Source organism: Streptomyces sp. NPDC048353, from assembly GCF_055587165.1.
The window spans coordinates 1,091,832-1,115,971 of sequence record NZ_JBVJGU010000003.1 but is presented as its reverse complement, the minus strand read 5'-3'; the positions used below and the strand labels follow the sequence as shown (position 1 = coordinate 1,115,971).

Genomic DNA, 24,140 nt, shown 5'->3' with positions numbered 1-24,140 from the left:
CGACGAAGGCGCAGATCGCTGTGAATGTGAAGCTCGCCGTTGAGGAGCGCATCTCGGCGGATGAGCACCAGTTCGGTTCGGGCACGAACTCTCCCTGCTCAACGTCTTCGCCTCAGATGTTCACTGCAAAGTGCAAGGCTGCAGCCGACGCCACGTCCGATGCTGCCGACCTGGCCCTGAGCGAGATCAATGGGCGCCAAGGATTCGCGACGCTCGACTCCGTTGCCCGGAAGCTCCACGCCGCAGTTCGTACCTACGAAACGCTGGGATGCGCCACGGGGCCGACGGCGGCGGACACGCGTGAGGCGTGCCTGGAGCCGGCTGCTGTCATCGCGCAGGGGTTCGTAGACCTGCGGGGTGGGGCCAATTTGGGTCTGGCCGGTAAGTAGTCCGGGCAGAAACGCGGGCGTGCCCGGTGGATCCGTCGTGGTGGTGCGACAACGAGGCCGGTTTAAGGGCCCGGTGACCTCTTGGTGGGGCTGTTGACCGTCAGTGCCGAGACGATCAGTCGCGGGTGGGCCTCGCGGGAGGCCGGCTGTCCGCTTCTGCGGGAGTTTCGGCGGGTGATGCGCCTGATCATCAGGGTGATCGCGGCCCAGGTGATGAGCGATTCCGAGTGCTGGATGAAGCTCTTCCGCGGTTCGGGGCAGGTTTCGCAGCCCTTCGTACACCCGATACTCGGCTGCCCTGTACTGCGCCTGCAACCCTTCCCACCACGGCGCGCCAGGATGGCACGGTCCCAGGAATTCATGGAGGTCTCGTTGCCGCCGGTCTTCCTCGTCGCCGGTGTCCGTGGCGATGAGATTCCCCACCGACGGCCAGTCAGTGGGGAGCTATCTGGCCGTCAGGGATGACGCATAGTGATCGCCACGTGTCTGGCGACGAGCTGACTGTGCTGCTGGGATAGGCGTGGTGGCAGGCCGCCGATTGACCGGGCGGTGGGCCGGGCGTTGCGGGATCACTCCGGTGCCGCAGCTGACTGTGTCTGGGCGTTGAACACCAGCTCCCACAGGTGCCCGTCAGGGTCGGTGAAGTAGCCCATGTAGGCCCCGTCATAGGTGCCCGCGGCCTCGGGCACCGCCCCACCTGCCGTGCCGACTCGGGCGAGGATGTCGTCGACCTCCGCCCTGCTGCCGATGGCGCAGGAGATGACGCACGCGCCCGGCACGGCAGCGTGGGGAGTGGCAACGCCGGCACGGTCGAGGTACGTCGCGTACTCCCCGCGCTGGATCAGGAACAGCGACAGGTTCGGCAGCTCGAAGAGGATGGCGTCATCATCGACGGCTGCCGTGGACAGCCCCAGTCCATCCCGGTAGAAACCCAGGGAGCTGTCCAGGTCGGCGACCGGAAGCGAGACGACGACGGTTTTCGGCTTCATGGCTTCTCCTGGCGTCGCGGTGAAAGATGCCTATCTGGCGGATATGCAGAGTAACGGCGCATCTGACCGTACACGGGGAATCCGAGGTGGCCGCTGTCAGGCCGGCAACTGGGCCACCCAGCTGATGTCCCGGCGGGCCGTCTCCCTTGCCTGACAGTCACGAAGGGGCGTCCGGGATGAACGGTGAGGTTGAAACCCGGCCCGGAGGTCCGCGGATCACCGTCGCTCTGGTACTTGTGTGGCGGTGGCCAAGGCGGTCGGTCGACAGGTCTGGGAGGCGTGGGGCGGCCGGTACGGCGTCGAGATCGAACACCACCACATCGACCAGCCCGTCCTGTCATCCTCCGCCGCCTCCGTCTGACCCGTACGAGCCGGCGCGCCCTGGACGTGCTCGCCGCCGATGCGGGGGGTGCGCGTCCGTCGGCTCACCGCCCCCGCCACGTCCCGCTCGCGGTACCGGGCGGGGTGCGGGTGATCGAGCGGTTCCGGTGGAGGTGCGGGTGGTCTGCGCGTCACCCTCGGCCGGCCTGCCGGTCCGCGCCGAGGATGTCGACGGCGATGTCGGAGGGCCCGGTCCGTCACGGCGTCCCCTACGCCGCCCCGGGGGAGGCGTGCTCGTGCGCGCGGCAGGCCCTTAGGCCGTCGTAGGTGGCTGCGCCGATGTTGGCAGGCTGGCTACGGAGGTGTGAGCGGGGAGGTGTCCGCTGTCCGGCGGCTGGTGTATGAACCGCCGGACAGCGCCTGAAGCCGGGCTGATTGTGAGGTCAGCCGTTGGCCTTGTCTACGGCAGGCTTGATCTTGTTGGCCTGGTCGACCATGTCCTGCGTGATCGTCCCGCCCGCACCCGCGCTGGTGATGCCGCGAACGAGGCTGCCGATGGAGCCCACGACGCCGCCAAGGCTATCTCCGACGGTGTCACCGAGGCCGCCGGGGAGGTCGCTAGGGGACATGACCATTCCTTTCGCTGTCTTAGTACGTGCGCCTCGAATGAGGCGGCACGGTCGATCAATCCCGGCCTACCCCGCAATCCGCATCCGCCTGCAAGGAGGAAACCGAAGCCACCCATCTGGCCAAGCGCACACCGGAGCACACCCGCGCCCCGTGGCAGGGCACTCCTGAGCGCGCTCGCCGCCGGCTCCGACCCGGTCGCCATCTCCGGCCCAGCGGCGCCAGTCTCGCCACCCTGCGGCGGATCCGGCCTGGCAGGAACATCACCGTCTCCCGGCCCGACGAGTACGGGCAGCGGATCAAGTACAACATCGGTGGTGCTCTTCGCGCAGGCGGAGGTGGGTCGGTCGCGCACCACGCCTGCCAGTCGCTCGACGCGTGCTCTTCGCGCAGGCGGAGGGAACGCCCGGACCGGCTGGAGGCCGCGCTCGCCCCGGAGAAGGTGCACCGACGGTCGGCTGACCCGTGTTCTGGGGCCGCAGGGTCTCATGTGGGGGCGTGCAGTCGATATGCGGTGCACGGTTGATGCATGTCGCTGTTCTGGGAGTACTTGCTGCCTCGATGAACTGGCGGGGCGCGGTGCTGGGGGCCGCGGACCCGGCAAGGTCCGGAGGGACGCCCTACGCGGGGCCGGTAACGGTGCGGGGGTGGACCCAGCCCGGGAGCAGGTCCCAGGAGTCGCGGCCGAGCCACTGCGCGAAGGTGGCTGGTTGGCTGGCGTTCACGGGGTCGAGGCAGAGCGGGACGATGAGGTCGCAAGAGGCGCGTCCGCTCTTGCCTACCTTTCCGACCTGCCGGACGCCGAACTGCACCTGTTCGACACCGGTCACTTCGCCCTGGAGGACCACTTGCCCGAAATCGCCCCGCTGATTGCCGACTTCCTCACCCGCACCTGGGCCTGACTGTCGTTTGCACTCGTCGAACCGCGGCAGCCGCGGCAGTGCGGCCGGCGCTACGGGCCGATACCGATGCTCAGCCGGGCCAACTCAAAATACGCACGGGCTGACCCCGACGCTCAGTCACAGGTGGAGGCGGTGCGGAGGGGCGCGGCCACCGTTGATCATCGTAGTTGTGTGGACTGGCGAAGAGACGGTAGCCGCAGGTCACCACATAGGTCCCGCCCGATGGCGGGAAGCGTCCGAGGTCGCCATCGGCCGAATCGCGGGCCGGTTCGCCCGGTCGAGCCTCGCCTGCGGGCCGGGCAGCTGGTGCTAGGTCGTGTCCGGAAAGTCCCGCCTGGCCCGCGTCGCCTGGCACGCCCTCCCCCGTAGCCCTTCGGGCACGGGAGGTGCCCCCACGCTGCGTTGTCGGGATCACCCGAGTACGCCCCGTACGAGGGCGCCCCTCCGCCTTGCGATCGCACGCACCAGACGCCGCGGGCCCTGCCCTGCGGGCAGACGGCGCTACTTTCCGGACACGACCTAGGCCTGCTGTCGGACCTGCCACGCAAGAACCTGCTGGACGATCGCCGAGCGGTCCGGAGAGGCCACCCCGCACGGCATGCAGCACCCGCTGTGCCGGGCGCCGGAATCAGCTACGCGCTCTTGGTCAGCAGACCGGCGTCGATGACCTCAGCGATAAGGGTGGCGCCGCGGCTGTTCTGGTGGATCTGGTCGGTCGTGAGCACGAGACCTCGCCGCCGCGAGATCGTGTCGAGGCTGCGGCGCAGCACTGCGTGCTGGACGAGGACGCCGATGACTGCTGCGGGCGTCACCTCGCGGTAGGGAGTCGGCAGCGGGTCCGCTTGGCGCAGTTCCTCGATTTGGCGTTCGTGGAGCGGGAGGTAGGCCACCTCGTTGGTGGCGGCGACCTCGGCGATCATCCGGCTGTACGCCTGCGATGCCTGTGCCGCTGCCCCGTCGAGTTGTTGGCCGAGTACCGGGAGCGACAGCAGACCGATCCTCGCGTCGGTCTCCGCTCGCAGCCGTGCGACGACGGTTCCCAGGCACTGTTGGAACCAGCCGGCCGACGGGCGATCGGGGAGCTGTTTGCGCTTCATGGCCTGCTCGACGGGGTAGTCGGCAAGGCTCGCTCGGGCGTCGTTGGTCCCGATCAGCACGGTGATCACATCGGGCGGGTTCTCGACGACAGCATCGAGACGCTGCAAGAGGTTGTAGGCGAAGTCGCCGTTGGCGCCGAAACGGGCAAGCTGCAGGTCACCGGGAGGGTGGCGTCGTCCGAGAAGATCCAGGTAGTCGACGCTGAACTGCGCGCGGGTGAGGCTGTCGCCGAGGCACGCGATGCGTGTCGTCACGGCGCTTCCTCCGGGCCGGGTGTGTCGACGCGTTCGGTGGGGCGGGTGTCGGCCCGAGGACGGTGGTCAGTGCCGAGGGTCGCAGTGATGGCCAGGATGGACGTCGGCCCCTCCGTGTCGACCACGTGCCATACCCCGGCCGGGTTGATGGTGGCCTCGCCCGGCCCGAGCAGAACACGGTCGGGCACCCCGTCCACGTCGCGGGTGACCGTCACGGATCCACTGAGGCAAACGATCAGTTCGTCGCCGGCAGGGTGGCTCTCCCAATGGTCGCCGAGCCCGTCGCCGTCGAAGATCATCACCATCCGGCCCTCGGCGCCGTCTGCCGCGACCGCAGCGCTGTAGGCCTGGAGCACTTCCGGGTCCCAGGTGAAACCCTCGACGGGTTTCGCTCTCGATCCCAGTCCGAGGTGCACGGGGGTGGTCCGCAGGTCCGTGGCGTCGCGTTCGTTGTTGACGAGTCTCATGCCGACGATCGTCCATGGCGGGGTTCGGGCGGTCTTGAAGAAAAGGGAAGAGAAGCCGAAGCGAAGGGCAGACGGTCGGCGTCCTACCCGGCTCCGAGGAGGACTTCGCTGCGACGCCAGGCCGTCGGCGATCGGCCCGTGAACTCGCGCCAGTCCCGGACGAGATGGGCCTGGTCGGCATAGCCGGAGGCGGCGGCCACGTCGCCCCACGGGAGCGGGTTCTGCGCCGTCGCCAGTTCGTGCGCGTGCTCGAAGCGCAAGACTCGGGCGAAGGTCTTCGGCGACAGGCCCACCTCACCGCGAAACCGCTCGGTGAGGTACCGACGGCTCCAGCCGAGTTCCGCGGCGACCGCACCAACCTGGACGCAACCCCGCGCGGCGACGAGGCGGCGCCATGCCTCGGCTACCTCGGGGCGCACCCCACGCACGTGGTCGTCGCAGGCGTCACGGCCGACAGCTCGAAGGAGTAGTTCGTCCAGCGCGGTGAACCGCGCCGCCCATGTTGTCGCCGATCGGAGCCGGTCGACCAGCTCGACGGCAAGCGCTCCGAGAAGCTCGTCGAGTGGAATCAGCCGGTGGGCGAGCTCGGCGGACGGCATGCCGTAGATGGCCCGGGCCCCGAGCGGTGTCAGCGATATCTGAACACCTTGCTGGCGTCCGTCGTGGTGAATCGCGACGGACCGGCACATCAGACCGCCGGCCACGCTGCCGAATCGGGTGGCCGGTGACTCGTCGTCAATGCCCGCCGCTACCTCCAAAGGATCTGACAGGCTGATTACCGTAGTGAGCGCGCGGCTCGGCGGGCCGCAGTGCACCCCGGTGGGGAGCCCGCGGAGGTCGAAGCCGACATACGAGGCGACGTACTCCCGCAAGGCGGGCGCCGGACGTGCACCGATCCCGGTGGGCGTGGGGTCCTCCATTTTCGTCAGTGTACGAGCCGCCTAGCCCAGGAAGATCACCATCCGAGGGTTGATCACCGCCGTCTGCGGCTGGTGACGCGGTTCATATCGGCACTCCGTCACGGCGCTAGTAGTCCGATGCAGGTTCGACCGGTGGGAGCGCCTCCCTCATGCGGAGGAGGAGGGCCTTGGCTGCCGGAGTGGTGGGACCGTCCGTAGGCCATGCGAGAGCAATCCGGCCGCTGAGGCGGGGGGAGGTCAGTGGGAGGGTGCGCAGGCCGAGAGCGGCTGCGGCCTCTGGCGGAATCTCGGGGAGGATGGCAACTCCGAGGCCGCGGGCCGCGAAACGGGTCAGCAGGCTCGGCGCGGCTGCCTCGAAGGCGATGTGTGGCTGGAAACCGGCCTGTCGGCAGGCGCGTTCGAGTGCGCCGCGTATGCCGGTGCCGCGTGGAAGGCTGATGAGTGGGCGGTCGGCGAGCGCGGCCAGTGGGAGTGCTGTGCGGCCGACGGGCAGGAGCAGTGGATCCTTTGGGGTCATGGCGGCGATCAGTGGAGTGTCGATCACGACCTGGAGACTGGTGCCCGGCAGGGGATCGTCGTCGGTGACGCCGACGACAGCAAGGTCAAGTTCACCGCGACGCAGCGCGGTGAGCATGCGTGCTGAAGTGTCCTCGGTGAGGGAGATCTCCACCTGCGGGTGCTCGTCGTGGAAGTCGGCGAGCAAGGCGGCCAGGTCGTACGCGTCGGTGGCGGCCCCTGAGACGACTCCGATGGTGACATGTCCTCGGACCAGACCGGTGAACTCGTCTACCGTCTGCCGCATCCCCTCGATGGCCGCAAGTGCTGCCCGCGCATAGGGAAGGACAGCCTCGCCCGCTTCGGTGGTGGTCACCCTTCGACCGGACCGGTCGAGCAGGGGTTGTCCCAGTTCCCTTTCCATCTGCCGGATCTGGGCACTCACCCCCGGTTGCGCGACATGCAGGCGGGCCGCGGCGCGGGTGAAGTTGGCTTCTTCGACGACAGCGAGGAAATACTGCAGCTGGCGGAGTTCCATAAGCAGAGATGCTAGTTGCGAGCACGACTGTCTCTTGGACTTCTGGCCCAGCGCGCGAAATGCTGGTGATCATGAAGAGTGCAGCGGTGGACGTCCGTGCCGAGATCGCGGCCGAGCGGCGTGATCTGGCGGATGTGCTGGACGGACTGACCGATCACCAGTGGAATGCGCCGACCTTGTGCAGCGGGTGGCGGGTGCGAGAGGTCGCCGCACACATGAGCATGGGATTCAGGTACTCGTTCGGCAGGACGGTGCTGGAGCTGGCTCGGTCGGGAGGCAACCTGCACCGGATGACCGACCGCGTCGCGCGCCGCGACGCCGCTGTCCTCACACCCCATGACCTCGCCGCAGCACTGCGGGACAATGCCCATCACCCCTGGAGGCCGCCGGTGGGCGGCCCGGCTGCGGCACTCGGGCACGACGTCATTCACGGACTGGACATCACCGTCGCGCTCGGGATCGGGCGACAACTCCCCAGGGACCGCTTGCGTATCGTGCTGAAGACCGTCAAACCGAGCACGCTCCGCTTCTTTCGGGCAAACCTCGACGATGTCGAACTGCGGGCCACCGACCTGGAGTGGTCGTACGGCACGGGCACCCAGGTGGCGCGCCCCGCTCAGGAGCTCCTGCTGCTTGCCTACGGGCGCACGCTCCCAGCGGTGCGCGCAGACGACTGACGCCGAAGCGGTCCCACGAGAGCTGAACCGCAGTCGAGATCGACAGTTGCTGATGACCAAGGTGAGCCGAGGTGGCGTCCGGCTGTCCACGTGGCGTGGCCGCTCGGACGGCGCGGTGGGCGAACTGGCAGAGGGAAGGTGGCGTGATGGAGTACTCGCACGACGACGAAGAGCTGGTGAACCAGCCGATCGGGTACTGGACGTGGGCCGCGAACAAGACGCTTACGGCGTACGTCAGGGGGCGGCTGGCGGCCATCGGAATCACACAGCCTCAGTGGTGGGTGCTGCATCAGGTACTGCACAGCGAGACCGGGGCCACGCGGGACGAGGTGATCAGTGCCCAGCAGAGCAACCTGGACGTGGGCGCCGGCCTTGCTCCCGACATCGACCTTCTGGTGGAGCGGAAGCTGCTCGTGCTGGACAGGACCGGCCGACTCCAGATCACCGACGATGGCAGGATGCTGCACCGGCGCGCCGCCGAGACTCAGCGCGCCAGCCGGACACAGGTGCACACGGGTATCCCGGACGAGGAGTACCTGATCACCCTGAAGGTACTGCAACGCATGATGTGCAACGCGGGTGGAGACGTGACCCCGGCGCGATGACCTGCGCCGATGAGGGCCGCCGAGCATGCCGGAGTAAGTCCTGCCCTTGAGCGTCTCAACGGTGACGACGACGTTCGCCATGCCCGGCAGGGAGACGATCGCGGTGCCCGAGTCGGCGGCCGCGTTGCCGGTGGCGCAATCAGGAGGGTGCCGTCCAAGTCGCTGTCTGCGGAGACCCGTCGGCACACAGTTGGTGCGTCAGGGGTTCGCCCGCAGCGCCCATAGTGCACGTAATGCACTCGGACTTGAGTCCCTTTTGTGCCTCGCGAGCCGGTGACCTGCGGATTCCCTAAACCTGCTTGGGCCCCACATGTTCGTTATGGCGCATCACGTGGAGTGCGTGGCGATCCTGGAGCCGGTGAAGAAGGCCGCCTGACCTGGGGCCTTCTCCACGGTCGAAAGGTCTGAACCAACCGGAATCAGGCCGCGACGAGTTCCTGTTCGCGGTCCGGCGTCTTGACCCGGGGCCTTTTGTTCGGCAGCGAGAGCCGGAAGACCTTGTGCCACGCGGAGAACACCTGCTTGGGCAGCGGGCCGGTGACGTACTCCAGCTCGTACTTCTCGAACAGGGCGCGCACCTTCACCGCGACCTCGGCGTACCGGTTGCTCGGCAGGTCGGGGAACAGGTGGTGTTCGATCTGGTGCGACAGGTTGCCGGTCATGAAATGCATGGCCTTGCTGCCGCTGATGTTCGCCGAGCCCATCATCTGGCGCAGGTACCACTGGCCGCGCGTCTCGCCGTTGATCGACCGGCGCTCGAAGACCTGCACGCCCTCGGGGAAGTGCCCGCACATGATCACCGAGTGGGTCCAGATGTTGCGGGCCAGGTTCGCGGTGAACGTGGCGGCGAGCGTCGGGAGGAACGACGGGCCCGACAGCAGCGGGTGGATCACGTAGTCCTTGAGCACCTGCTTGCGGATCTTGCGGCCCACGGCCCTGGCCCGCGCGCGGAACTCCGGGTTCTTGCGGCGGTGCTTGGGCAGGTTCTTGCCGAGTTCCAGGTCGTAGGCGGCGATGCCGTACTCGAAGAAGCAGGCGTTGATGAAGTTCCACAGCGGCTGGCCGAGGTGGAACGGGTGCCACTTCTGGTCTTCGTCCACGCGCATGATGCCGTAGCCGAGGTCGTTGTCCTTGCCGATCACGTTGGTGTACGTGTGGTGCAGCTCATTGTGCGAGTGCTTCCACTGCTCGGCCGGCGAGACGTGGTCCCAGTCCCAGGTGGTGGAGTGGATCTTCGGGTCCCGCATCCAGTCCCACTGGCCGTGCAGGATGTTGTGGCCGATCTCCATGTTGTCCATGATCTTCGCCACGGACAGACCGGCGGTGCCGATCAGCCACGCGGGCGGGAAGATCGAGAACAGCAGCACGCCCCTGCTGGCCAGCTCGAGCTTGCGCTGCGCCGCGATGACCTTGCGGATGTAGGCGGCGTCCTTCTCGCCCCGGCCGGCGATCACCTCCTCGCGGATCGCGTCCAGCTCGCGGCCGAGTTCCTCGATCTGCTCCGCGGTCAGGTGGGCGGTGGGGTCGATGGCGGTCAATGTGCTCCTACCGTTCGATGTCACAGGGGCCCGCAGCGGCGGACACGCAGGTCTGGATGAGGACGCCCGGCTCGGCCTCGGTGATCTCACCGGTGCGCAAGTCGCGTACGGCGCCCGCCTTGAGCGGCGTGACGCAGCCGAAGCAGATGCCCATGCGGCACCCCGACGGCATGAGCACGCCGGCCTCCTCGCCGACGTCCAGCAGCGGCGTGGCGCCGTCCGCGTCGACGGTCCTGCCGGTGGTGCTGAACGTGACCTCGCCACCGTCGCCGGCGACGACGAGGCCGGGGCGGAAGCGTTCGGTGTGCAGGCGCTCCTGGACGCCGTGCTCGCGCCAGTGATCTTCGGCGGCGTCGAGCAGGCCCGCGGGCCCGCAAGCCCAGGTCTCGCGCTCGGCCCAGTCGGGCACGAGTTCGCCGAGACGGGCGATGTCGAGCACGCCGTCCGTGTCGGTGTGCAGCTCGGTGAGCCGCAGCTTCCGGTCCGCGACCAGGTCGTGCAGAGCACTGCGGAAGATCACGTCGTGCGGCCGTGGCGCGGAGTGGACCATGACGACGTCGTCGAGCTCGACGCTGCGCAGCATGCCCATCACCGGCGTGATGCCGCTGCCGGCCGTCAGGTAGAGCACCTTGGCGGGCTTGGCCTCCGGCAGCACGAAGTCGCCGGTCGCCTGGTCCAGCTGGATCAGCGTGCCCGGTTGCGCCCTGCGGACCAGGTGGTTGCTGACCTTGCCGTCGGGGATCGCCTTCACGGTGATCGTGATCCGGCCGTCCTGGCGGTCCGTCGGCGAGGTGACCGAGTAGGCACGCCACAGGCGCACCCCGTCGACATCGACCCCGACCCGCACGTACTGACCGGCTGTGTGGCCGCGCCAACCCCGTCCCGGCCTGATCACGATGGTCGCGGCGTCACCCGTCTCGGGGTGCACGGCCTCGATGCGCCCGCGCAGGTCGGCACCCGCACGCAGCGGGCTGACCAGGTCGAGGTAGTCCGACGGCAGTAGCGGCGTCGTGACCATCTCCAGCATCTTCCACGCCCTACTGCGGAGGGCTGCACTCGTCATGACCCCAGCTTGGTGTGCTCAGGGGGTAAAGTCCTGTCCGTAAGATGTGAATTTGATCGGGTGGATTGTTCGCAGGGAACAAGAACGTGAGCTACGCAGTCCGGAGGGCCAGCGAACTGGTCCTGGATGAGACGACGGTCACCGCGCTTCGGGCCGCGCTGAGGACCACCGCCGACGAGGTCGTCCAGGCGATCATCGACGAGGTCCCGCCCTACGCCAACGCCCTTTCGGGCCGCATGGGCGTCACCATCCGCCGAGCCGTCCGCACCGCGCTGGGCCTGTATCTGGACCTCGCGAGCGGGAAGGCCACGGGCGGCGACGCCGGCGACGCGGCCTACGAGCTGGGCCGCGGCGAGGTCCGCGACGGCCGTTCGATGGACGCCCTGCTCAGCGCCTACCGGGTCGGCGCCCGCGTGGCCTGGCGAGGCCTGGCCGCAGGTGCCGTACCCGCAGGGCTGCCCGCCGCCGAGGTCGCCAAGTTCGCCGAGCTGACCTTCGCCTACATCGACGAGCTCTCCGCCGCGAGCGCCGCGGGCCACGCCGACGAACTGGCCGCCCGGGGCCGGGCCCACGAGCGCCACCTGGAACAACTGGCCCGCGACCTCCTCTCCGGCGCGAGCCCGGACGTGCTCCTCGCCGCTGCCGGGCGGGCCGCGTGGCAGCCGCCGGTTTCGCTGACGGCGGTCCTGCTGCCCGCCGCCCAGGCCCGGCCGGCCTACCGCGCGCTCGACCCGGGCACCCTCGTCCTCGACGATCTGCCGGACGGCTCCGGCGTGCTGCTCGTCCCCGATGCCGACCGAGCACATCTCCTGAGACAGCTGCCTGACCGCACCGCCGTGGTCGGCCCGGCCCGGCCTTGGACGCGTGCGTCCGCCTCGCACGCACGCGCCGTACGCGCCCGTTCCCTCTCCTGCGATATTCGCGACACCGAGGACCACCTGCCCGAGCTGGTACTGAGCGCCGATCCGGACGCGTTCGCAGACTTGCGTGCCCGAGCCCTCGCACCGTTGCGGACCTTGTCTGCCGCGGCCGCGCGGCGGCTTGAGGAGACGTTGCGGGCGTGGCTGCTGCACCAGGGCAGGCGGAACGACATGGCGGCGGCGTTGTTCGTCCATCCCCAGACCGTCCGGTACCGGATGTCGCAACTGCGGGAGCTGTTTCCGGATCTCGGGTCGCCGCACCGGGTCCTCGAACTGACGCTCGCGGTCGGCCTTCGGGCCGACTGACGCGTTCTTCGACCGTCCACGACCGCGTACGCGAGCAGGGCGGTGGCACCTTCCGGCACTATCTGGCTCGTCCGCGCCTGGTACTCCAGCCGCTCGTCCGCTACGGAAGCGGGTGCCGACGCGCCACGATGACACGAGGCGTCGCCACCGCAGCGTACGGATTCATTGACATGCGCCTGTCCTGCGTGGTGATGTGGCTGAGCCACTCATCCACTCAGCCACTGACGGATCGCATCAGGGAAGGCCCATGAACACACTGCCCCGCGAGACCATCGTCGACCTCCTGGAGAGCCGTCTCCGGGAGGACATCCTCACGGGGAAGCACCCCGTCGGCGGCTATCTGCCTCCTGAGCGGGAACTCGCCGACGGGTACGGAGTCACCCGCACGAGCCTCAAGCACGCTTTCGGCCGCCTCTTGCAGGCGGGACTGCTGGAGACCCGGCACGGGGTCGGGACCCGTGTCCGTGACTACGCCCGGTTCGGCGGGGCGGATCTGCTGCCCATGCTCGTACGTCACAGCTCCGACTGGATCGAGGAAGTCTTCGAAGTGCGGCGCGGAGTCGGCACGCTCATCGCCGAGCGTGCCGCGGACCGAGCCACGCGGCGCGACCGCGACACGTTGGCCGATCTGCTCGATGCCGTGCGGGTGGCCGCGGATGTGGACGCCGTGCAGCTCGCCGACGCCGAGGTGCACCGAGCACTGGCCCGAGCCACCGGCAACCGGGTGTACGTCCTGCTCACCAACACGCTGTTCAACGCGTACCTGCCCGTCCGATCGGCCTTGGCCGGCGCCTTCACCGATCCGGCCGCGGCGCACGATCGGCTGGCCCCCCTGGTAGGGGCTGTCCTTGCCGGGGACCGCGAAGGTGCGCGGGCGGCCGCCGACGCGTATCTCACCGCCACCGCACGGATCATGCTGGAAGACCTCGCATGACGGCGCGCGGCACCTCGTTCACCGAGACGCTGCTCGGTACCGTCCGACTGGACGGGGAGGACCGTGACCGGCCGGTGCGACTGGACCTGGCCGTCACGGCCGACACCCTGGTACGGCCGGCCACCACCACCCGGGCCTCCCTGTCCGGGCGGGTGAGGGTCCAGGGATGGGCAGACGACAAGGGCGCTGAGGGCGAGCTGGAGATATCCCCGCTCGCTCGCCGCCGCATCCGCTACCAGCTCGAGTTCACCACCGCCGCGGGCCGGAAGCTCTCCCTGGACGGCTGGAAGTCCCTCACCGCACTGCGGCCGCTGCGTTCCATGACCGTCATGCCCTTCACCCTCTACGAGGACGACGGTTCACGGGCCGGCGTCGGGACCCTGCGCTTCCCGCTCGCCACGGGGCTGCTCCCCTTCCTGCGGAGCGTCCGCTTCCCGAGGGCCGGGGCTCCCGCCCACCCGCACGCCCCGCGCTGGGCCGGCGAGCCGGGCCGCACCGAGGTCTGGTACACGTCCGTCAGCGACCCCGCGACCGGTACAGGGCTGTGGCTGCACCACGAACTCGTCTCACCTGCCGACGGCTCCGCGGCCTACGTCCACGGCTGGATAGCCGCCTTTCCGGCCGCAGGCCCCGTGTCACACGCCAGGTTCGGACCGGAGCCATGGCAGGGCAGCACCGACGGTTTCACCTCTCGTGATGTGGTCGCACGAGGAGGCCGACTGGCCGGCCAGGTGGGGGACTTCGCCTGGGAGATACGCGAACGTGCCGTGGACGGCGCGATGTTCACCTTTCCGCAGTGGTCGTGGCGACGGCAGGTGCTCCCGGCGGCCCACATGCTGCCGGCCGCGCGCTCCACGTACGAGGGGACCGTCACCTATCCCGGCGGCACCGTCCAACTCGCCGGTGCTCCCGGCGCGACCGCCCGGATCTATGGTCGCGGGAACGCACGCCGCTGGGCCTGGCTGCATGCCGAACTCGAAGGCGGCGGGGTGCTGGAGATCATTGCCGCGGTGTCCACCCGGCCCGTCCTGCGCCGGCTGCCGCCCCTGGTGTTCCTACGGCTGCGCCAGGGCTCTCGGACCTGGCCCCGGCGTGCCGAGCGGTCGGCGTTCGGCTGGGTCGGCGTCGGCAGGTTCCGCGCCGACATCGGAACACCGGAGTGGACCGTGCGCGGGAGGTCCGGAACGCGACGCATCCGGGTGCGGGTCACACAACCCCCGGACCGGACCCTGACCCTCGAGTACCAGGACCCGGACGGCAGTACGAACGTGTGCCGCAACAGCGAACACGCCGACGCGGAGATCACCGTCGAACGCTGGTGGGGCAGGTGGCGCAACGAGCGGACATGGGTCCTGACCGGAACAGCACATGCCGAGGTGGGTGGCCGGTGATCGCCTCCGGACTCGTGGCAGCCTTGCTGGGGACCGACGAGCGTGACTCGGGATGGGCGGACAAGGTGCCGCACCGCCTGCACACCCTCCTGGCGGCGATGCCCGGGCCGGCGCGGGCCGGCCTGCACGTGGGGGCCGCGGCGGTCGAGGCGTACGCCTTCGCCCGTACCGGTCGCAGTCTCGGCGCGCTGGATGCCGGCAGCCGTGAGGAGGTGATGCGCGCCCTGACCGGCCGGCCGGCCGTCGCGGCCCTGCTCGACCTCCTCAAGGTGCCCGTCCTGCTGGCCGCGGGCACCGAACGAATGCTGTGGCCCGCAGCGGATCCGGGGCCGCTCGACGCAGCCGGCGATCCACCGCTGGACTGCGTACCGGCCACCGAGTGGCCCACGCGGACGACGGCGGACGCGGTCGTCATCGGTTCCGGGGCGGGCGGCGCCGTCGCCGCGCGCACGCTGGCCCGAGCCGGCCTGCGGACGATCATCGTGGAGGAGGGGGAGCACCACACCACCGCCTCGTTCGGACGACGCACACCACTCGACCGGTTCGGCGCTCTCTACCGCGACGGCGGAGCCACCGCCGCCTTCGGCCGTCAGCCCCTCCTGCTCCCCACCGGCCGAGCCGTCGGAGGAACCACGGTGGTGAACTCCGGTACGTGCTACCGCACTCCCGCCCACGTGGTCCAGCGATGGCAGCGCCGGTATGGCTGCTCTCTCGCGGAAGGTTTCGCCGAGCACCTCGACGAGGTCGAGCGCACCCTCCGCGTCGCGACCCAGCCCCTTGACGTACTCGGCAACAACGGCATGCTCGCGTTGGCCGGTGCGCGGGAGCTCGGCTGGAAGGCCGCTCCACTACGCCGCAACGCGCCGGGGTGCAAGGGCTCCTGCCAGTGCGTCGTGGGCTGTCCGACCGGCGCCAAGCAGAGCGTGCAGCTCTCCGTGCTCCCTGACGCGTGCGCGGCGGGCGCACCGATCGTGACCAGTGCCCGCGTACGACGGATTCTCGTGGACCAGGACCGCCCGGGCGGCTGTGCGGCCGCCGGTGTGGTGGTGCGCCGGGCCGACGGCAGCGAACTGGAAATCCTCAGCCCTCTCGTGGTGGTGGCAGCCGGAACGCTGCAGAGCCCACCACTGCTGCGGCGATCGGGGCTGGGCTCCCACCCGGGAACCGGCGCCAACCTCAGCGTCCATCCGGCGACCAGTGTCGCGGGCAGGTTTCCGCGACAGGTGACCGCGTGGCAGGGGGTGCTGCAGAGTGTCGGAGTCGAGGAACTGCACAGCAGTGGTGTCCTGATCGAGGCCACCGCGACCCCGCCGGGTATGAGCAGCTTCGTCCTTCCGGGCGTGGGCCGACAACTGAGGGGCGAACTGGAGGACGCCGGGCGGCTCGCCACGCTGGGAGCCATGATCGCGGACCGTCCTTCCGGAAGAGTCCTGGGCCGCGACCGCACCCTGATTCGCTACGACGTCCATCCCCGGGACGCGGGACGCCTGATGGCCGCCGTCCGGGCCATGGGGCAGGTCCTGTTCGCCGCCGGCGCCGAGGAGGTCTTGACGGGGATCGCGTCCGCGCCACGCGTACGGAACCTCGCCGCCCTCGACGAGGCGCTGGCGGGAGGGACGGTACGCGGGCTCCACCTGTCGGCCTTCCACCCCACCGGCACCGTCGCGGCGGGCGCGGACCCGGACCGTTTCCCCGCCGACGGCGCCGGCCGACTGCGCGGGGTCCGCGGGATGCTGATCGCCGACGGATCCGTTCTGCCGAGCTGCCCGGAGGTGAACCCCCAGCTCAGCATCATGGCGGCCGCACTGGCCGTGACCGAGCGGTGGGTCCAGGAGGCGGGGGGCGAGAGGGCGGCCCGCGAAGCGGGGTAGCGCATGCGGTGGGGACAGGGGATCAACTTGCGGGCCTCCCAGTCCCAAGGTCGTCCACGAGCGAGGCGTTCCCACTGTTGCGTTGTCCGTTTAACTTCCCGTCCTGCACAGACGGCCGATGAAGGCGATTTCGGCTTCGATGAGTTGATGGAGGGTCGGATGGGTTCGGTCGCCGAGGCTCAGCGGGTTCGGCTGATCATCCTGCTGGGGGTCATTCTGCTCGACCATGCCGGCCGGGCCCGTCCGGTCGGGGTCTTGAGCCATAGCGGCGAGATAGGTTGTGTACTCCTCACGTGTGATGACGCGATCGTTGTCCAGATCCATGGCATCGCACATGGCGTTCCACAGTGCCCGGTAGGCCATTTCGGCGCGATATTGCAGGCTGGCGTCGGCGGTCGCCGGGTCAGTGGCGAGACGGTGAAGCAGAACCGTGAAATCCCGCCAGGTGATCGTCCCGTCGCCGTCGACGTCGAGGAGATCGAATCCGGTGTCCAGTGATCGGGGCGGCCTGGGGTGCGGGATGGCGGGCCGATTCGCGGGCGTCGGTTCATCGGTGCTGCTGGGCGGCTCGATTGGTGTCAGGGCTCGGGCCAGGTCCTGGCGCTCGGTGCGTGTGCGGCGGCCTAGAGCCTCTACGGTCAGCAGAACGAGCGCGATCCCCGTCAGGACGGTCACCGCGGCGACGGCCGGCAGGCCGCTCAGTGCCGGGATCGCGGCGAGAGCGGCTGCCGCCCCCATCAGGCCGACGGCATGCGGTCTGCGTCCCAACAAGGCCCACATGACGGTGATCGCCAGCGTGTACACAGCCAGTCCGGCACCGAGTGCGATGGCCAGGAGTGGCGTCAGCGGCGCTCCGAAGGATTCCGTATGGGGTTGGGTAAGGCCGTGGGCGATCGCGCGCATGCCCAACCCGACGGAGACCATTCCGGTCAGTACGGCGAGGTGCATCAGGTTGTAGAGGCCGTAGGCCAGCCGGTTGTGGGCTTGACGTTGCCGGCCATGGTATTCCGAGCCGGTCAGGCGATGTTCCGCATAGCGGCTCAGCAGGTCGAAGTACAGCCACCACATCACCGTGCAGAGCGTCAGCGCGAGCCCGATCATCAGCAGCTGCTCGGTCCCCATCGGTTCGTCCCGCATCTGCAGGGCCATCCCGGCCAATGACATGTCCAGACCGATGATCACGATGAAGGCGAAGCGTTCGGCCAGGTGCCCCGGCGCCGATACCCACCAGCGCCGGGTGAAGGCGGTCGCCGCCAGTGCTTCGCAGGCCAGTCCGGCCAGCCAGAATCCGATGCGGGTTTGTTGGGATACCTGGGTGGAGGCGCCGATCAGCGCCGCGGTGGCCAGCGAGGCGGCCACGACCAACAGCGGCCGGTACCCGGCCGTGCGTCCTCTGATCACCCACAAGGCGGCGGCCGAGGCGAACCGGGTCAGCAGGTAGGCGGCCAGGAACACCAGCACCCGGTCGTTGAGGCCCGGCTCGATGAACGCCCGTGGCATCGTCATGCCGATGAACACCAGCCCGGCAAGAGCGGTGACATGCAGGGTCCGAATGGTTCCGACATCGGCGTCCGCAGTGTTGGCCGCCCACACGAAGGTCATCCAGCACCCCCACAAGGCGACCAGGACCAGCAATCCGCGCAGCGCCCCCTCGGGAGTCTGGTCCCAGAGGACCAGGACATCGGTCTGCGAGAACGCGAATGCCGCCATCACATCGAACATGAGCTCAAAGCCGGAGAGTTCATGTGCCCGGCTGGTGAACTTGATCATCGGTCGAACACGCCGCCACCGCCGGCGCCTGGAAGGTTCCGTTGGCACGGTCGCCACCCTCGGCACGAGAGTTCGGGCCATGGCGGCCAGGCGCGCGAGCCCGGCGTGCTGGCGCTGAAGGCGAGCAGCCGAGGCGCGTCGGCGTTCCAGGCACAGCAGACCGGCGCAGAAGCCGAGCAGGACGAGGATCGCCACGAGGAGGGGGCGCCCGACCAGCAGCGGGATCAGCGCCAGCAGTGCTACAGGTGCCAGGAATCGCGACCCGTCCAGCTTCCAGCATGTGGTGGATGAGAAGAGCGCCTGCCCGACCAGGCACGAGGCGACACCGCCGTACAGCTCCACCAGGTGAGTCATGGCGATCGGCGGTCCGAGCTCACCGGAAGCATCGGCGAGGGCTCCGAACATGGCCTGCAAAGCGCCGGCGGTCACGGCCAAGCCGCCGCACATCAGGCTGTGGCTGAGAAAGTAACTGAAGATCTGGGCTTGCGCCTGACCGACGGTCACACCGCCGTGACTGGGGTCCAGCCGCCGGTAGGCGGGATCGATCATCGGAGCGTACAGCTGGTAAAGCATATAGGCGATCAGCAGCGCCGCAACGACCAGCATCACCAATCCTGGAGAGATCCTCGTCAGCTGCCCGGCCTGCTCCAACAGCTCCAGGCTCAGGCAGCAGGCCACCGTATAAGACGCGGCATACCGCTCACCGAACGCTCTGAGGCCGAACTGATGCCACTCCGTGGTCTGGCCGACTCCAAACCAGTGATAGATCGGCATGTTGGTAAACGATGCCGAACCATAGAACGCCAAAAGCCCCAGGAAAACCCACCCAGGCTTGGCTGCACCGTGTGCGGAAACGGAACACCAGGCCGCTACCGCCATCAGGACGTACCCGAGCTGTACCACCAGGACGTTGCGGTACAGCGACGGATAGCCGGCCGCGACCAGGGCCCACTGCACCAAGCCGCAGATGACGTTCAGGGTGATCATCACCGCGAAGACGACCGGCCCGTTCACACCGCCTGGTCGGTCGGTGAATGCTTCCGGCAACGAGACCGCGAGCCCGAGGAACAGCCCGGTCTGCGCGATCATCAGCAGCTTGCACAGCCGGCCCTTGACCGAAATGATCGTCACAACGGTGACGCTGTACTGCCAGAGGGCAACCACCGTAAGCAACACGGAGATCGACTGAATCACACCCGACGATCCCGGAGCCATCTGCATGAGGCTGGAGCCCATCGACAGGGCCAAGACGTACGTGATATCGACGAGCAATTCGACTGGATCGGACTTGTCGCGCGCATCACGCCGCGTCATCCGAGTGAACCTGATTCGCATGGCTCCCCTCATCCGCCTTCTCCACGTCGAGTCACGTCAGCGGTTAACGGCATCACGCGGCCCCGTACGGGCTTGCCTGAATGGCCGACGCCGGTGCCGAATTCCGCGGTGCCGCAGTCGTTGTCTGGCGCAGGGTCTTTTCACTGGGGATGCGGTGGCGGCCGCTCGGCGGGTGGGGACCATGCCGGGCCCTGCGCCGCAGGCCCTCGCCGGCAGTGGCGTGGGCGTGCGGTACCGGGCCGCTTGCGGGGTCGTCAGCCGGTGATCCTGCCGAACAGGTGGTTGGCAGGGGCGTCCGGGTCGTTGCCGTAGAAGAACTCCGAGACCGCCTGGTGGAATTCGGTGCGGTCCAGCGCACCGGAGCCGTCCCGGTCCAGGGCGGCGAAGACCGCGGCGCAGTCCTCGCCGGGAACGCCGGAGATCGCGTCGAACATCAGCTGGAATTCCACTTGCTCGATCTTGCCGTCGCCGTTGAGGTCGACGAGGTCGAAGAAGCAGTCGGTGACCGGCTCGATCTGTTCCGGGAACTGGGCGGGGTCGGTCATGGCGCGCTTGAAGCCTTCGGTCATCTCCCGCAGGTCGACCTTCCCGTCACCGTCCTGGTCCATCGGGGCGATCACGTGCGTCCAGAACGTCTCCATCCCGTCGGTGAGCCGGCGGGCGGTCGTGGAGTCGGGCGCGGTGCCGCGGGCGGCGATGTAGCGCTCGCTCATCATGCGGACGTCATTCTGGGTGATGAGCCCGTCACCGTCGACATCGGCGCCCCGGAACCACTGGCCGTACTTGAGGTCTTGAAGTGCAGTCACAGCCACGCACCGTAGTCAACCCGTTACATAGCCGCAAACGGGTGAGTGGAGAGCCGCTCCCTGCCAGGACCAGCCTCCACGCGCTTGACGATGGCGGACGCGGAAACATGGCCCGTCGGCAGGAAGCTCTCGTGTCAATGTTCGAGGGGTGGTGGCGTGAAGGCGAGCACCTCGGGGAGGGGACCGCCGTAAGGCTCGACGTCAACCAGCGCACTGTGCGCACTCGGTCCCTGGGACAGGCGCGAACATGGCCGGTCCGCTGTGAGGACGTTCGGATTGCCGTGGCGGTCCAAGGTTCCGCTCAGGCCGGGCTGGACCGGATCCCACCACGCTCCGGTGGACAGTTGTACGACGCCTGGCATGACGTCGTCCGACAGGACCGCGCCCGCCAGGCACCTGCCCCGGTCGTTGTGGACGCGCACGATCATGCCGTTCTCGATGCCGCGCGACGCAGCGTCCAACGGATTGAGCGTCACGGGCTCGCGGCCGCGGATCTTCGACTGGAGGCTGTGACCGCCGTTGTCGTACTGGCTGTGCAGGCGTGAGGCGGGCTGGTTCGAGATCAGATGCAGCGGAAACCGTTCCGACGCCTCGGCACCGAGCCACTCCACGGGTTCGAACCAGGCCGGGTGTCCGGCGCAGTCGTCGTAGCCGAACGAGTCGATCTCCTGGGAGAAGATCTCGATCCGGCCCGACGGCGTCGACAGAGGGAACTGCTGCGGATCCGAGCGCAGTGCCTCGAAGCTGCCGGGAAACGGTCCGCTCAACGCCGGCAGCTCAGCGGTGGAGCTTCGCCAGAAGTCCTCGAAGCCCGGTAAGGCGGCATCGTCGCCGAGGCCGGCCTTCGTCTGCTCGTAGAGGTGTCGGACCCATTCGAGCTCGGAGCGATCCTGCGTGAACTCCTTCTCGTATCCGAGCCGGGCGGCCAGGGCGGCGAAGATGTGGTGGTCGGTGCGTGACTCGCCCTCCGGCTCGCGGACTTTCGGCATGGCGACGAGGTGGGGGTCGGAGAACCCGGCGGCGAAGTCGTCGCGTTCCAAGGTGGTCGCGACGGGGAGGACGATGTCGGCGAACTTGGCCGTGGTGTTCCACCAGGCTTCGTGCACCACCACCGTGTCAGGCGTCTGCCAGGCCCGGGTCAGCCGGTGCAGGTCTTGATGGTGGTGGAACGGGTTGCCTCCGCACCAGTAGATCAGGCGCAGCTCGGGCAGCGTGAGGCGTCGGCCGTCGTAGTCGATGGTCGTGCCCGGATGAGCAGGGTGTCGGCGATCCTCGCGACCGGGATGAAGTCCGGCACGGGATTGGAAACCGCGGGGATCGACGCCACGGAGGGGCGGCCCGGGGCGACGCCGGTCGCGTCCATCGTCGCGTAGCCCGCGCCCCAGCCGCAGCCGGGGCGGCCCATGGAGCCCGCCATGGCTGCCAGCACGACGGACATCCAGATGGGTTGTTCGCCGTGGTCCGCCCGCTGCACCGCGTAGTTGACCATGACGAGAGAACGTTGCGTGGTGAGGCGACGGGCGAGGTCGGTGATCGTGTCGCGGCTGATGCCGGTGATGCCGGCGGCCCAGGCAGTGTCCTTGGGGACACCGTCGAGTTCGCCGGTCAGGTAGGAGGCGAAGCGGTCGAAGCCGACACAGCAGCGGCGCAGGAAGTCCTCGTCGTGCCAGCCGTTGACCAGCATCGTGTGAGCGATGCCGAGCATCGCGGCGGTGTCGGTGTTGGGGGTGACGGGCAGCCACTCGGCGTCGAGGAAGCCGGCGGTGTCGCTGCGGATGGGGCTGACGTTGACGAACCGCACCCCGGCCTCACGGCACTTCCGCTGCAGGTCCTGCGTCTGGTGCCGGGCCAGCCCGCCAGGGTTGATCTGGCTGTTCTTGAGGGCCAACCCGCCAAACGCCACCACCAGCTCACAGTTCTCGGCGATCTCGTCCCACATCGGCATCCGGGACTGGTAACTCCACGGAGCCCCGCCGATCACATGGGGAAGGATGACCTCCAACGCCGCGGTGCTGTACGTGTTGCGCGAGTCGGTGTAGCCCCCGCCCAACGCGAGGAACCGGTGGAGCTGCCCCTGCGCGTGGTGAAACGCCCCCGCACTCGCCCAGCCGTACGATCCGCCGAACACCGCGCTGTCCCCATGCTGCGACCGCACTCGCCGCAGTTCATCGCTCACCAGCGTGATCGCGTCGTCCCAGCTCACCTCCACGAAGGCGTCCGTGCCTCTGGCCGTGTCGCGGGCGCGCGGCAGACCGTTCAACCAGCCTTTGCGCACCGCGGGGCGCAACACGCGAGCGCCGTCGTCGGCGGCTGTCACCATCCCGGGGCCGATAGGCGACGGCGCGGGGTCATCGCCCCTCGGCTCGATGCGCACCAGCCGACCGGAATCGACCACCGCGACGAAACTGCCCCAGTGCGTCGCAACCGACATGCGCCGTTCCACCATGCACCCACACCACCCCTGGAGGCTTCCCTGCTCTCGGGCAGCGGTTGCTCATGCCACGGGGGCACTCCACTTCAGTCGACGGTCCGCGGGACAGACACTTCCCCTACGGCCCGTTGCCCAACCCCGCCGGTGCCCGCGACTGCCAACGGCCGCACAGAAGTCCGGGCTGCATCGACTCGGCTCTGTCAACGCCGCAGCGAAGTCCCCTTGAGCGAGATTCTCGGCGCCCTCCGGTCGGATCCGGCCAGCGGGCTCCTCACGGGACGGCCAGGCTGCCTCAGGTGAAGCGGACCCGGGTGTTCTGGGCTAGCCGACGGTGGGTTGCGCAGGATCCCCCTCCGGCCCCGTCCCCGCCGCCGGACCCGGTGTCCGCCCGCCGAACGGGTCAGAGCCAGCCTCTGTGAGCCGCCTGGACGCCGGCCTGGAAACGTGTCTCGACGCCCAGTTCGGCCATCAGCTCGGTGAGCCGGCGTCCCACCGTCCGCTCGGTCACGCCGAGCGTGCGGGCGATGGTGCGGTCCTTCATGCCGGAGGCCATCAGTGACAGCAGCTCCCGGTCCCTCTCGGACGGGCCACGCGGCGCCGCGGTCGCGCCGATGGGAGTGGCGCGTGCCCAGAGGCTCTCGAAGCAGCAGACGAGGGCGTCGACGAGGGCCGACTCGTGCACCAGCAGCCGGATGCTGGGGTCCTGATCGGTGTAGGAGACGGGCAGCATCGCGGTGGTCCGGTCGACGATGAACATCTTCAGGGTGACGTCGGGAAGTATTCTCGCCTGTTCGCCGGCGTCGATGCAGCGGTGCATGGCCGCCATGTGCTCGGGCGACGCCAGGGCTTCACGGGCGTAGACGAAACGGTACGCGACGCCGTCCTCGAGCCGGCGCAGTTCGAGGTCGTTCGGGTTGCTCTGCCCGCCGATGTACGGCGGGGCGTCGATGGCGACGATCTCCTCGCGCGCCTCCAGCTGGAGCCGGGACACCGCGGCCAGTACGGCGTCCTCGCCCTCCAGCAACTCGACGACCTGAGTTCCCCGGTGCGGCCGGGCACGCAGCCGGTCGGCCAGTTCCTCGACCTGCATCTGCATCTGGGCCAGATCGCCGCGTCGGCGGCTGATCAGCGCGGGCAGGGCCTCGTCGGGGGCGATGAGGGCGTACAGCGGGGGAGTGAAGCCGATCTGCTGGACCAGCCCGTGGTCGAGGAGGCGGCGGACAGCGGGGCGCAGTTCGGCCGGGGAACAGCCGGTGCTCTCCGCGAGCCCTTCTGTCGTGGCCCGCTTCAGGTCGAGCAGGGCGAGGTAGGCGTCGTTCTCGAGCTGCCCGAGACCGACGGGCTCCAGCGAGAACACGTCTACCTCCCATGCCAACGGTGGGGTCGTTGGGGTGGTGGGGACTGTAGGTCGCGCTCCGATTGGACGTCAAGGTCTCCTGGCAGCGCGGAGAAAGGACATGTTTCGCGGCGAATGCGGCCTCTGTTGCGTTTCA

At 68.9% G+C, this 24,140-nt stretch carries 22 protein-coding genes; 9 read left to right on the top strand and 13 right to left on the bottom strand.

Annotated features, from left to right (window positions below; all coding sequences use genetic code 11):
* Window positions 1–20: 20 nt before the first annotated feature.
* Window positions 21–389 (top strand): hypothetical protein, encoded by a 369-nt coding sequence (locus tag ACZ6RC_RS15185; RefSeq protein ID WP_469582766.1) that lies wholly within the window; start codon window positions 21–23, stop codon window positions 387–389.
* A 569-nt stretch (window positions 390–958) separates the two neighbouring features.
* Here the strand turns inward: ACZ6RC_RS15185 and ACZ6RC_RS15180 are convergent.
* A complete protein-coding gene (locus tag ACZ6RC_RS15180) occupies window positions 959–1,378 on the bottom strand; it encodes a VOC family protein (RefSeq protein ID WP_469582763.1) in 420 nt (139 codons plus the stop codon).
* Window positions 1,379–1,616: 238 nt separating this feature from the next.
* Here ACZ6RC_RS15180 and ACZ6RC_RS15175 point away from each other — a divergent pair, with 238 nt between their 5' ends.
* Entirely contained in the window at window positions 1,617–1,739 is a 123-nt protein-coding gene (locus ACZ6RC_RS15175; RefSeq protein ID WP_469582759.1) for a hypothetical protein, read from the top strand.
* 403 nt (window positions 1,740–2,142) lie between these two features.
* On the opposite strand, the gene ACZ6RC_RS15170 is transcribed toward ACZ6RC_RS15175, so the two are convergent.
* Window positions 2,143–2,328 (bottom strand): hypothetical protein, encoded by a 186-nt coding sequence (locus ACZ6RC_RS15170; protein ID WP_469582757.1) that lies wholly within the window; start codon window positions 2,326–2,328, stop codon window positions 2,143–2,145.
* 708 nt (window positions 2,329–3,036) lie between these two features.
* On the opposite strand from ACZ6RC_RS15170, the gene ACZ6RC_RS15165 reads away from it, so the two are divergent.
* Entirely contained in the window at window positions 3,037–3,228 is a 192-nt protein-coding gene (locus ACZ6RC_RS15165; RefSeq protein WP_469582754.1) for an alpha/beta fold hydrolase, read from the top strand.
* Between the two features lie 632 nt (window positions 3,229–3,860).
* Here the strand turns inward: ACZ6RC_RS15165 and ACZ6RC_RS15160 are convergent.
* From ACZ6RC_RS15160 to ACZ6RC_RS15145, 4 genes are all read right to left on the bottom strand, one after another.
* On the bottom strand, window positions 3,861–4,580 hold the full coding sequence (locus ACZ6RC_RS15160) for an SGNH/GDSL hydrolase family protein (protein ID WP_469582751.1): 720 nt from the start codon (window positions 4,578–4,580) through the stop codon (window positions 3,861–3,863).
* Window positions 4,577–5,047: a cupin domain-containing protein gene (locus ACZ6RC_RS15155; RefSeq protein WP_469582748.1), complete on the bottom strand. Its 471-nt coding sequence runs from the start codon at window positions 5,045–5,047 to the stop codon at window positions 4,577–4,579. Before ACZ6RC_RS15155 ends, ACZ6RC_RS15160 begins: the two co-directional genes overlap by 4 nt.
* An 83-nt stretch (window positions 5,048–5,130) precedes the next feature.
* On the bottom strand, window positions 5,131–5,967 hold the full coding sequence (locus tag ACZ6RC_RS15150; protein WP_469582745.1) for an AraC family transcriptional regulator: 837 nt from the start codon (window positions 5,965–5,967) through the stop codon (window positions 5,131–5,133).
* 106 nt (window positions 5,968–6,073) lie between these two features.
* Complete coding sequence (locus ACZ6RC_RS15145; RefSeq protein ID WP_469582740.1) at window positions 6,074–7,000, bottom strand: LysR family transcriptional regulator; 927 nt, start codon at window positions 6,998–7,000, stop codon at window positions 6,074–6,076.
* Window positions 7,001–7,071: 71 nt separating this feature from the next.
* Between ACZ6RC_RS15145 and ACZ6RC_RS15140 the strand changes: the two genes are divergently transcribed.
* Complete coding sequence (locus ACZ6RC_RS15140; RefSeq protein ID WP_469582737.1) at window positions 7,072–7,677, top strand: maleylpyruvate isomerase family mycothiol-dependent enzyme; 606 nt, start codon at window positions 7,072–7,074, stop codon at window positions 7,675–7,677.
* A 146-nt stretch (window positions 7,678–7,823) separates the two neighbouring features.
* Window positions 7,824–8,282 carry a MarR family winged helix-turn-helix transcriptional regulator gene (locus ACZ6RC_RS15135; RefSeq protein ID WP_469582734.1) on the top strand — a complete coding sequence of 153 codons (459 nt, stop codon included), beginning with the start codon at window positions 7,824–7,826 and terminating at the stop codon, window positions 8,280–8,282.
* A 419-nt stretch (window positions 8,283–8,701) separates the two neighbouring features.
* On the opposite strand, the gene ACZ6RC_RS15130 is transcribed toward ACZ6RC_RS15135, so the two are convergent.
* On the bottom strand, window positions 8,702–9,820 hold the full coding sequence (locus ACZ6RC_RS15130; RefSeq protein WP_469582731.1) for a fatty acid desaturase family protein: 1,119 nt from the start codon (window positions 9,818–9,820) through the stop codon (window positions 8,702–8,704).
* 7 nt (window positions 9,821–9,827) lie between these two features.
* Window positions 9,828–10,883, bottom strand: coding sequence for a ferredoxin reductase (locus ACZ6RC_RS15125; protein ID WP_469582728.1), 1,056 nt, complete (start codon window positions 10,881–10,883; stop codon window positions 9,828–9,830).
* 86 nt (window positions 10,884–10,969) lie between these two features.
* Between ACZ6RC_RS15125 and ACZ6RC_RS15120 the strand changes: the two genes are divergently transcribed.
* The 4 genes from ACZ6RC_RS15120 to ACZ6RC_RS15105 all read left to right on the top strand — a co-directional run bounded on the left by ACZ6RC_RS15120 (window position 10,970) and on the right by ACZ6RC_RS15105 (window position 16,305).
* Window positions 10,970–12,109, top strand: coding sequence for a PucR family transcriptional regulator (locus tag ACZ6RC_RS15120; RefSeq protein WP_391141576.1), 1,140 nt, complete (start codon window positions 10,970–10,972; stop codon window positions 12,107–12,109).
* Window positions 12,110–12,356: 247 nt separating this feature from the next.
* Window positions 12,357–13,043 carry a FadR/GntR family transcriptional regulator gene (locus tag ACZ6RC_RS15115; protein ID WP_469582721.1) on the top strand — a complete coding sequence of 229 codons (687 nt, stop codon included), beginning with the start codon at window positions 12,357–12,359 and terminating at the stop codon, window positions 13,041–13,043.
* Entirely contained in the window at window positions 13,040–14,434 is a 1,395-nt protein-coding gene (locus tag ACZ6RC_RS15110) for a hypothetical protein (protein ID WP_469582719.1), read from the top strand. Before ACZ6RC_RS15115 ends, ACZ6RC_RS15110 begins: the two co-directional genes overlap by 4 nt.
* Before the next feature lie 14 nt (window positions 14,435–14,448).
* On the top strand, window positions 14,449–16,305 hold the full coding sequence (locus ACZ6RC_RS15105) for a GMC family oxidoreductase (protein WP_469582716.1): 1,857 nt from the start codon (window positions 14,449–14,451) through the stop codon (window positions 16,303–16,305).
* A 90-nt stretch (window positions 16,306–16,395) separates the two neighbouring features.
* Here the strand turns inward: ACZ6RC_RS15105 and ACZ6RC_RS15100 are convergent, their stop codons facing one another.
* From ACZ6RC_RS15100 to ACZ6RC_RS15080, 5 genes are all read right to left on the bottom strand, one after another.
* Window positions 16,396–19,389 carry a low temperature requirement protein A gene (locus tag ACZ6RC_RS15100; protein ID WP_469582713.1) on the bottom strand — a complete coding sequence of 998 codons (2,994 nt, stop codon included), beginning with the start codon at window positions 19,387–19,389 and terminating at the stop codon, window positions 16,396–16,398.
* 275 nt (window positions 19,390–19,664) lie between these two features.
* Complete coding sequence (locus ACZ6RC_RS15095) at window positions 19,665–20,216, bottom strand: EF-hand domain-containing protein (protein WP_469582710.1); 552 nt, start codon at window positions 20,214–20,216, stop codon at window positions 19,665–19,667.
* 134 nt (window positions 20,217–20,350) lie between these two features.
* Window positions 20,351–21,367, bottom strand: a complete 1,017-nt coding sequence (locus ACZ6RC_RS15090) for a molybdopterin dinucleotide binding domain-containing protein (RefSeq protein ID WP_469582882.1) — start codon at window positions 21,365–21,367, stop codon at window positions 20,351–20,353.
* Between the two features lie 41 nt (window positions 21,368–21,408).
* Window positions 21,409–22,647 (bottom strand): molybdopterin-dependent oxidoreductase, encoded by a 1,239-nt coding sequence (locus ACZ6RC_RS15085; protein ID WP_469582707.1) that lies wholly within the window; start codon window positions 22,645–22,647, stop codon window positions 21,409–21,411.
* Between the two features lie 400 nt (window positions 22,648–23,047).
* On the bottom strand, window positions 23,048–24,022 hold the full coding sequence (locus ACZ6RC_RS15080) for a helix-turn-helix transcriptional regulator (RefSeq protein WP_469582702.1): 975 nt from the start codon (window positions 24,020–24,022) through the stop codon (window positions 23,048–23,050).
* Window positions 24,023–24,140 lie beyond the last annotated feature (118 nt).

What these genes read in the sequence shown, in the direction of transcription:
- ACZ6RC_RS15135 (WP_469582734.1), top strand. Translation starts at nt 7,824, where the DNA reads ATGGAGTACTCGCACGACGACGAAGAGCTGGTGAACCAGCCGATCGGG.
- ACZ6RC_RS15140 (WP_469582737.1), top strand. Translation starts at nt 7,072, where the DNA reads ATGAAGAGTGCAGCGGTGGACGTCCGTGCCGAGATCGCGGCCGAGCGG.
- ACZ6RC_RS15085 (WP_469582707.1), bottom strand. Translation starts at nt 22,647, where the DNA reads ATGTCGGTTGCGACGCACTGGGGCAGTTTCGTCGCGGTGGTCGATTCC.
- ACZ6RC_RS15115 (WP_469582721.1), top strand. Translation starts at nt 12,357, where the DNA reads ATGAACACACTGCCCCGCGAGACCATCGTCGACCTCCTGGAGAGCCGT.
- ACZ6RC_RS15170 (WP_469582757.1), bottom strand. Translation starts at nt 2,328, where the DNA reads ATGTCCCCTAGCGACCTCCCCGGCGGCCTCGGTGACACCGTCGGAGAT.
- ACZ6RC_RS15100 (WP_469582713.1), bottom strand. Translation starts at nt 19,389, where the DNA reads ATGACGCGGCGTGATGCGCGCGACAAGTCCGATCCAGTCGAATTGCTC.
- ACZ6RC_RS15110 (WP_469582719.1), top strand. Translation starts at nt 13,040, where the DNA reads ATGACGGCGCGCGGCACCTCGTTCACCGAGACGCTGCTCGGTACCGTC.
- ACZ6RC_RS15155 (WP_469582748.1), bottom strand. Translation starts at nt 5,047, where the DNA reads ATGAGACTCGTCAACAACGAACGCGACGCCACGGACCTGCGGACCACC.
- ACZ6RC_RS15125 (WP_469582728.1), bottom strand. Translation starts at nt 10,883, where the DNA reads ATGACGAGTGCAGCCCTCCGCAGTAGGGCGTGGAAGATGCTGGAGATG.
- ACZ6RC_RS15180 (WP_469582763.1), bottom strand. Translation starts at nt 1,378, where the DNA reads ATGAAGCCGAAAACCGTCGTCGTCTCGCTTCCGGTCGCCGACCTGGAC.
- ACZ6RC_RS15150 (WP_469582745.1), bottom strand. Translation starts at nt 5,967, where the DNA reads ATGGAGGACCCCACGCCCACCGGGATCGGTGCACGTCCGGCGCCCGCC.
- ACZ6RC_RS15145 (WP_469582740.1), bottom strand. Translation starts at nt 7,000, where the DNA reads ATGGAACTCCGCCAGCTGCAGTATTTCCTCGCTGTCGTCGAAGAAGCC.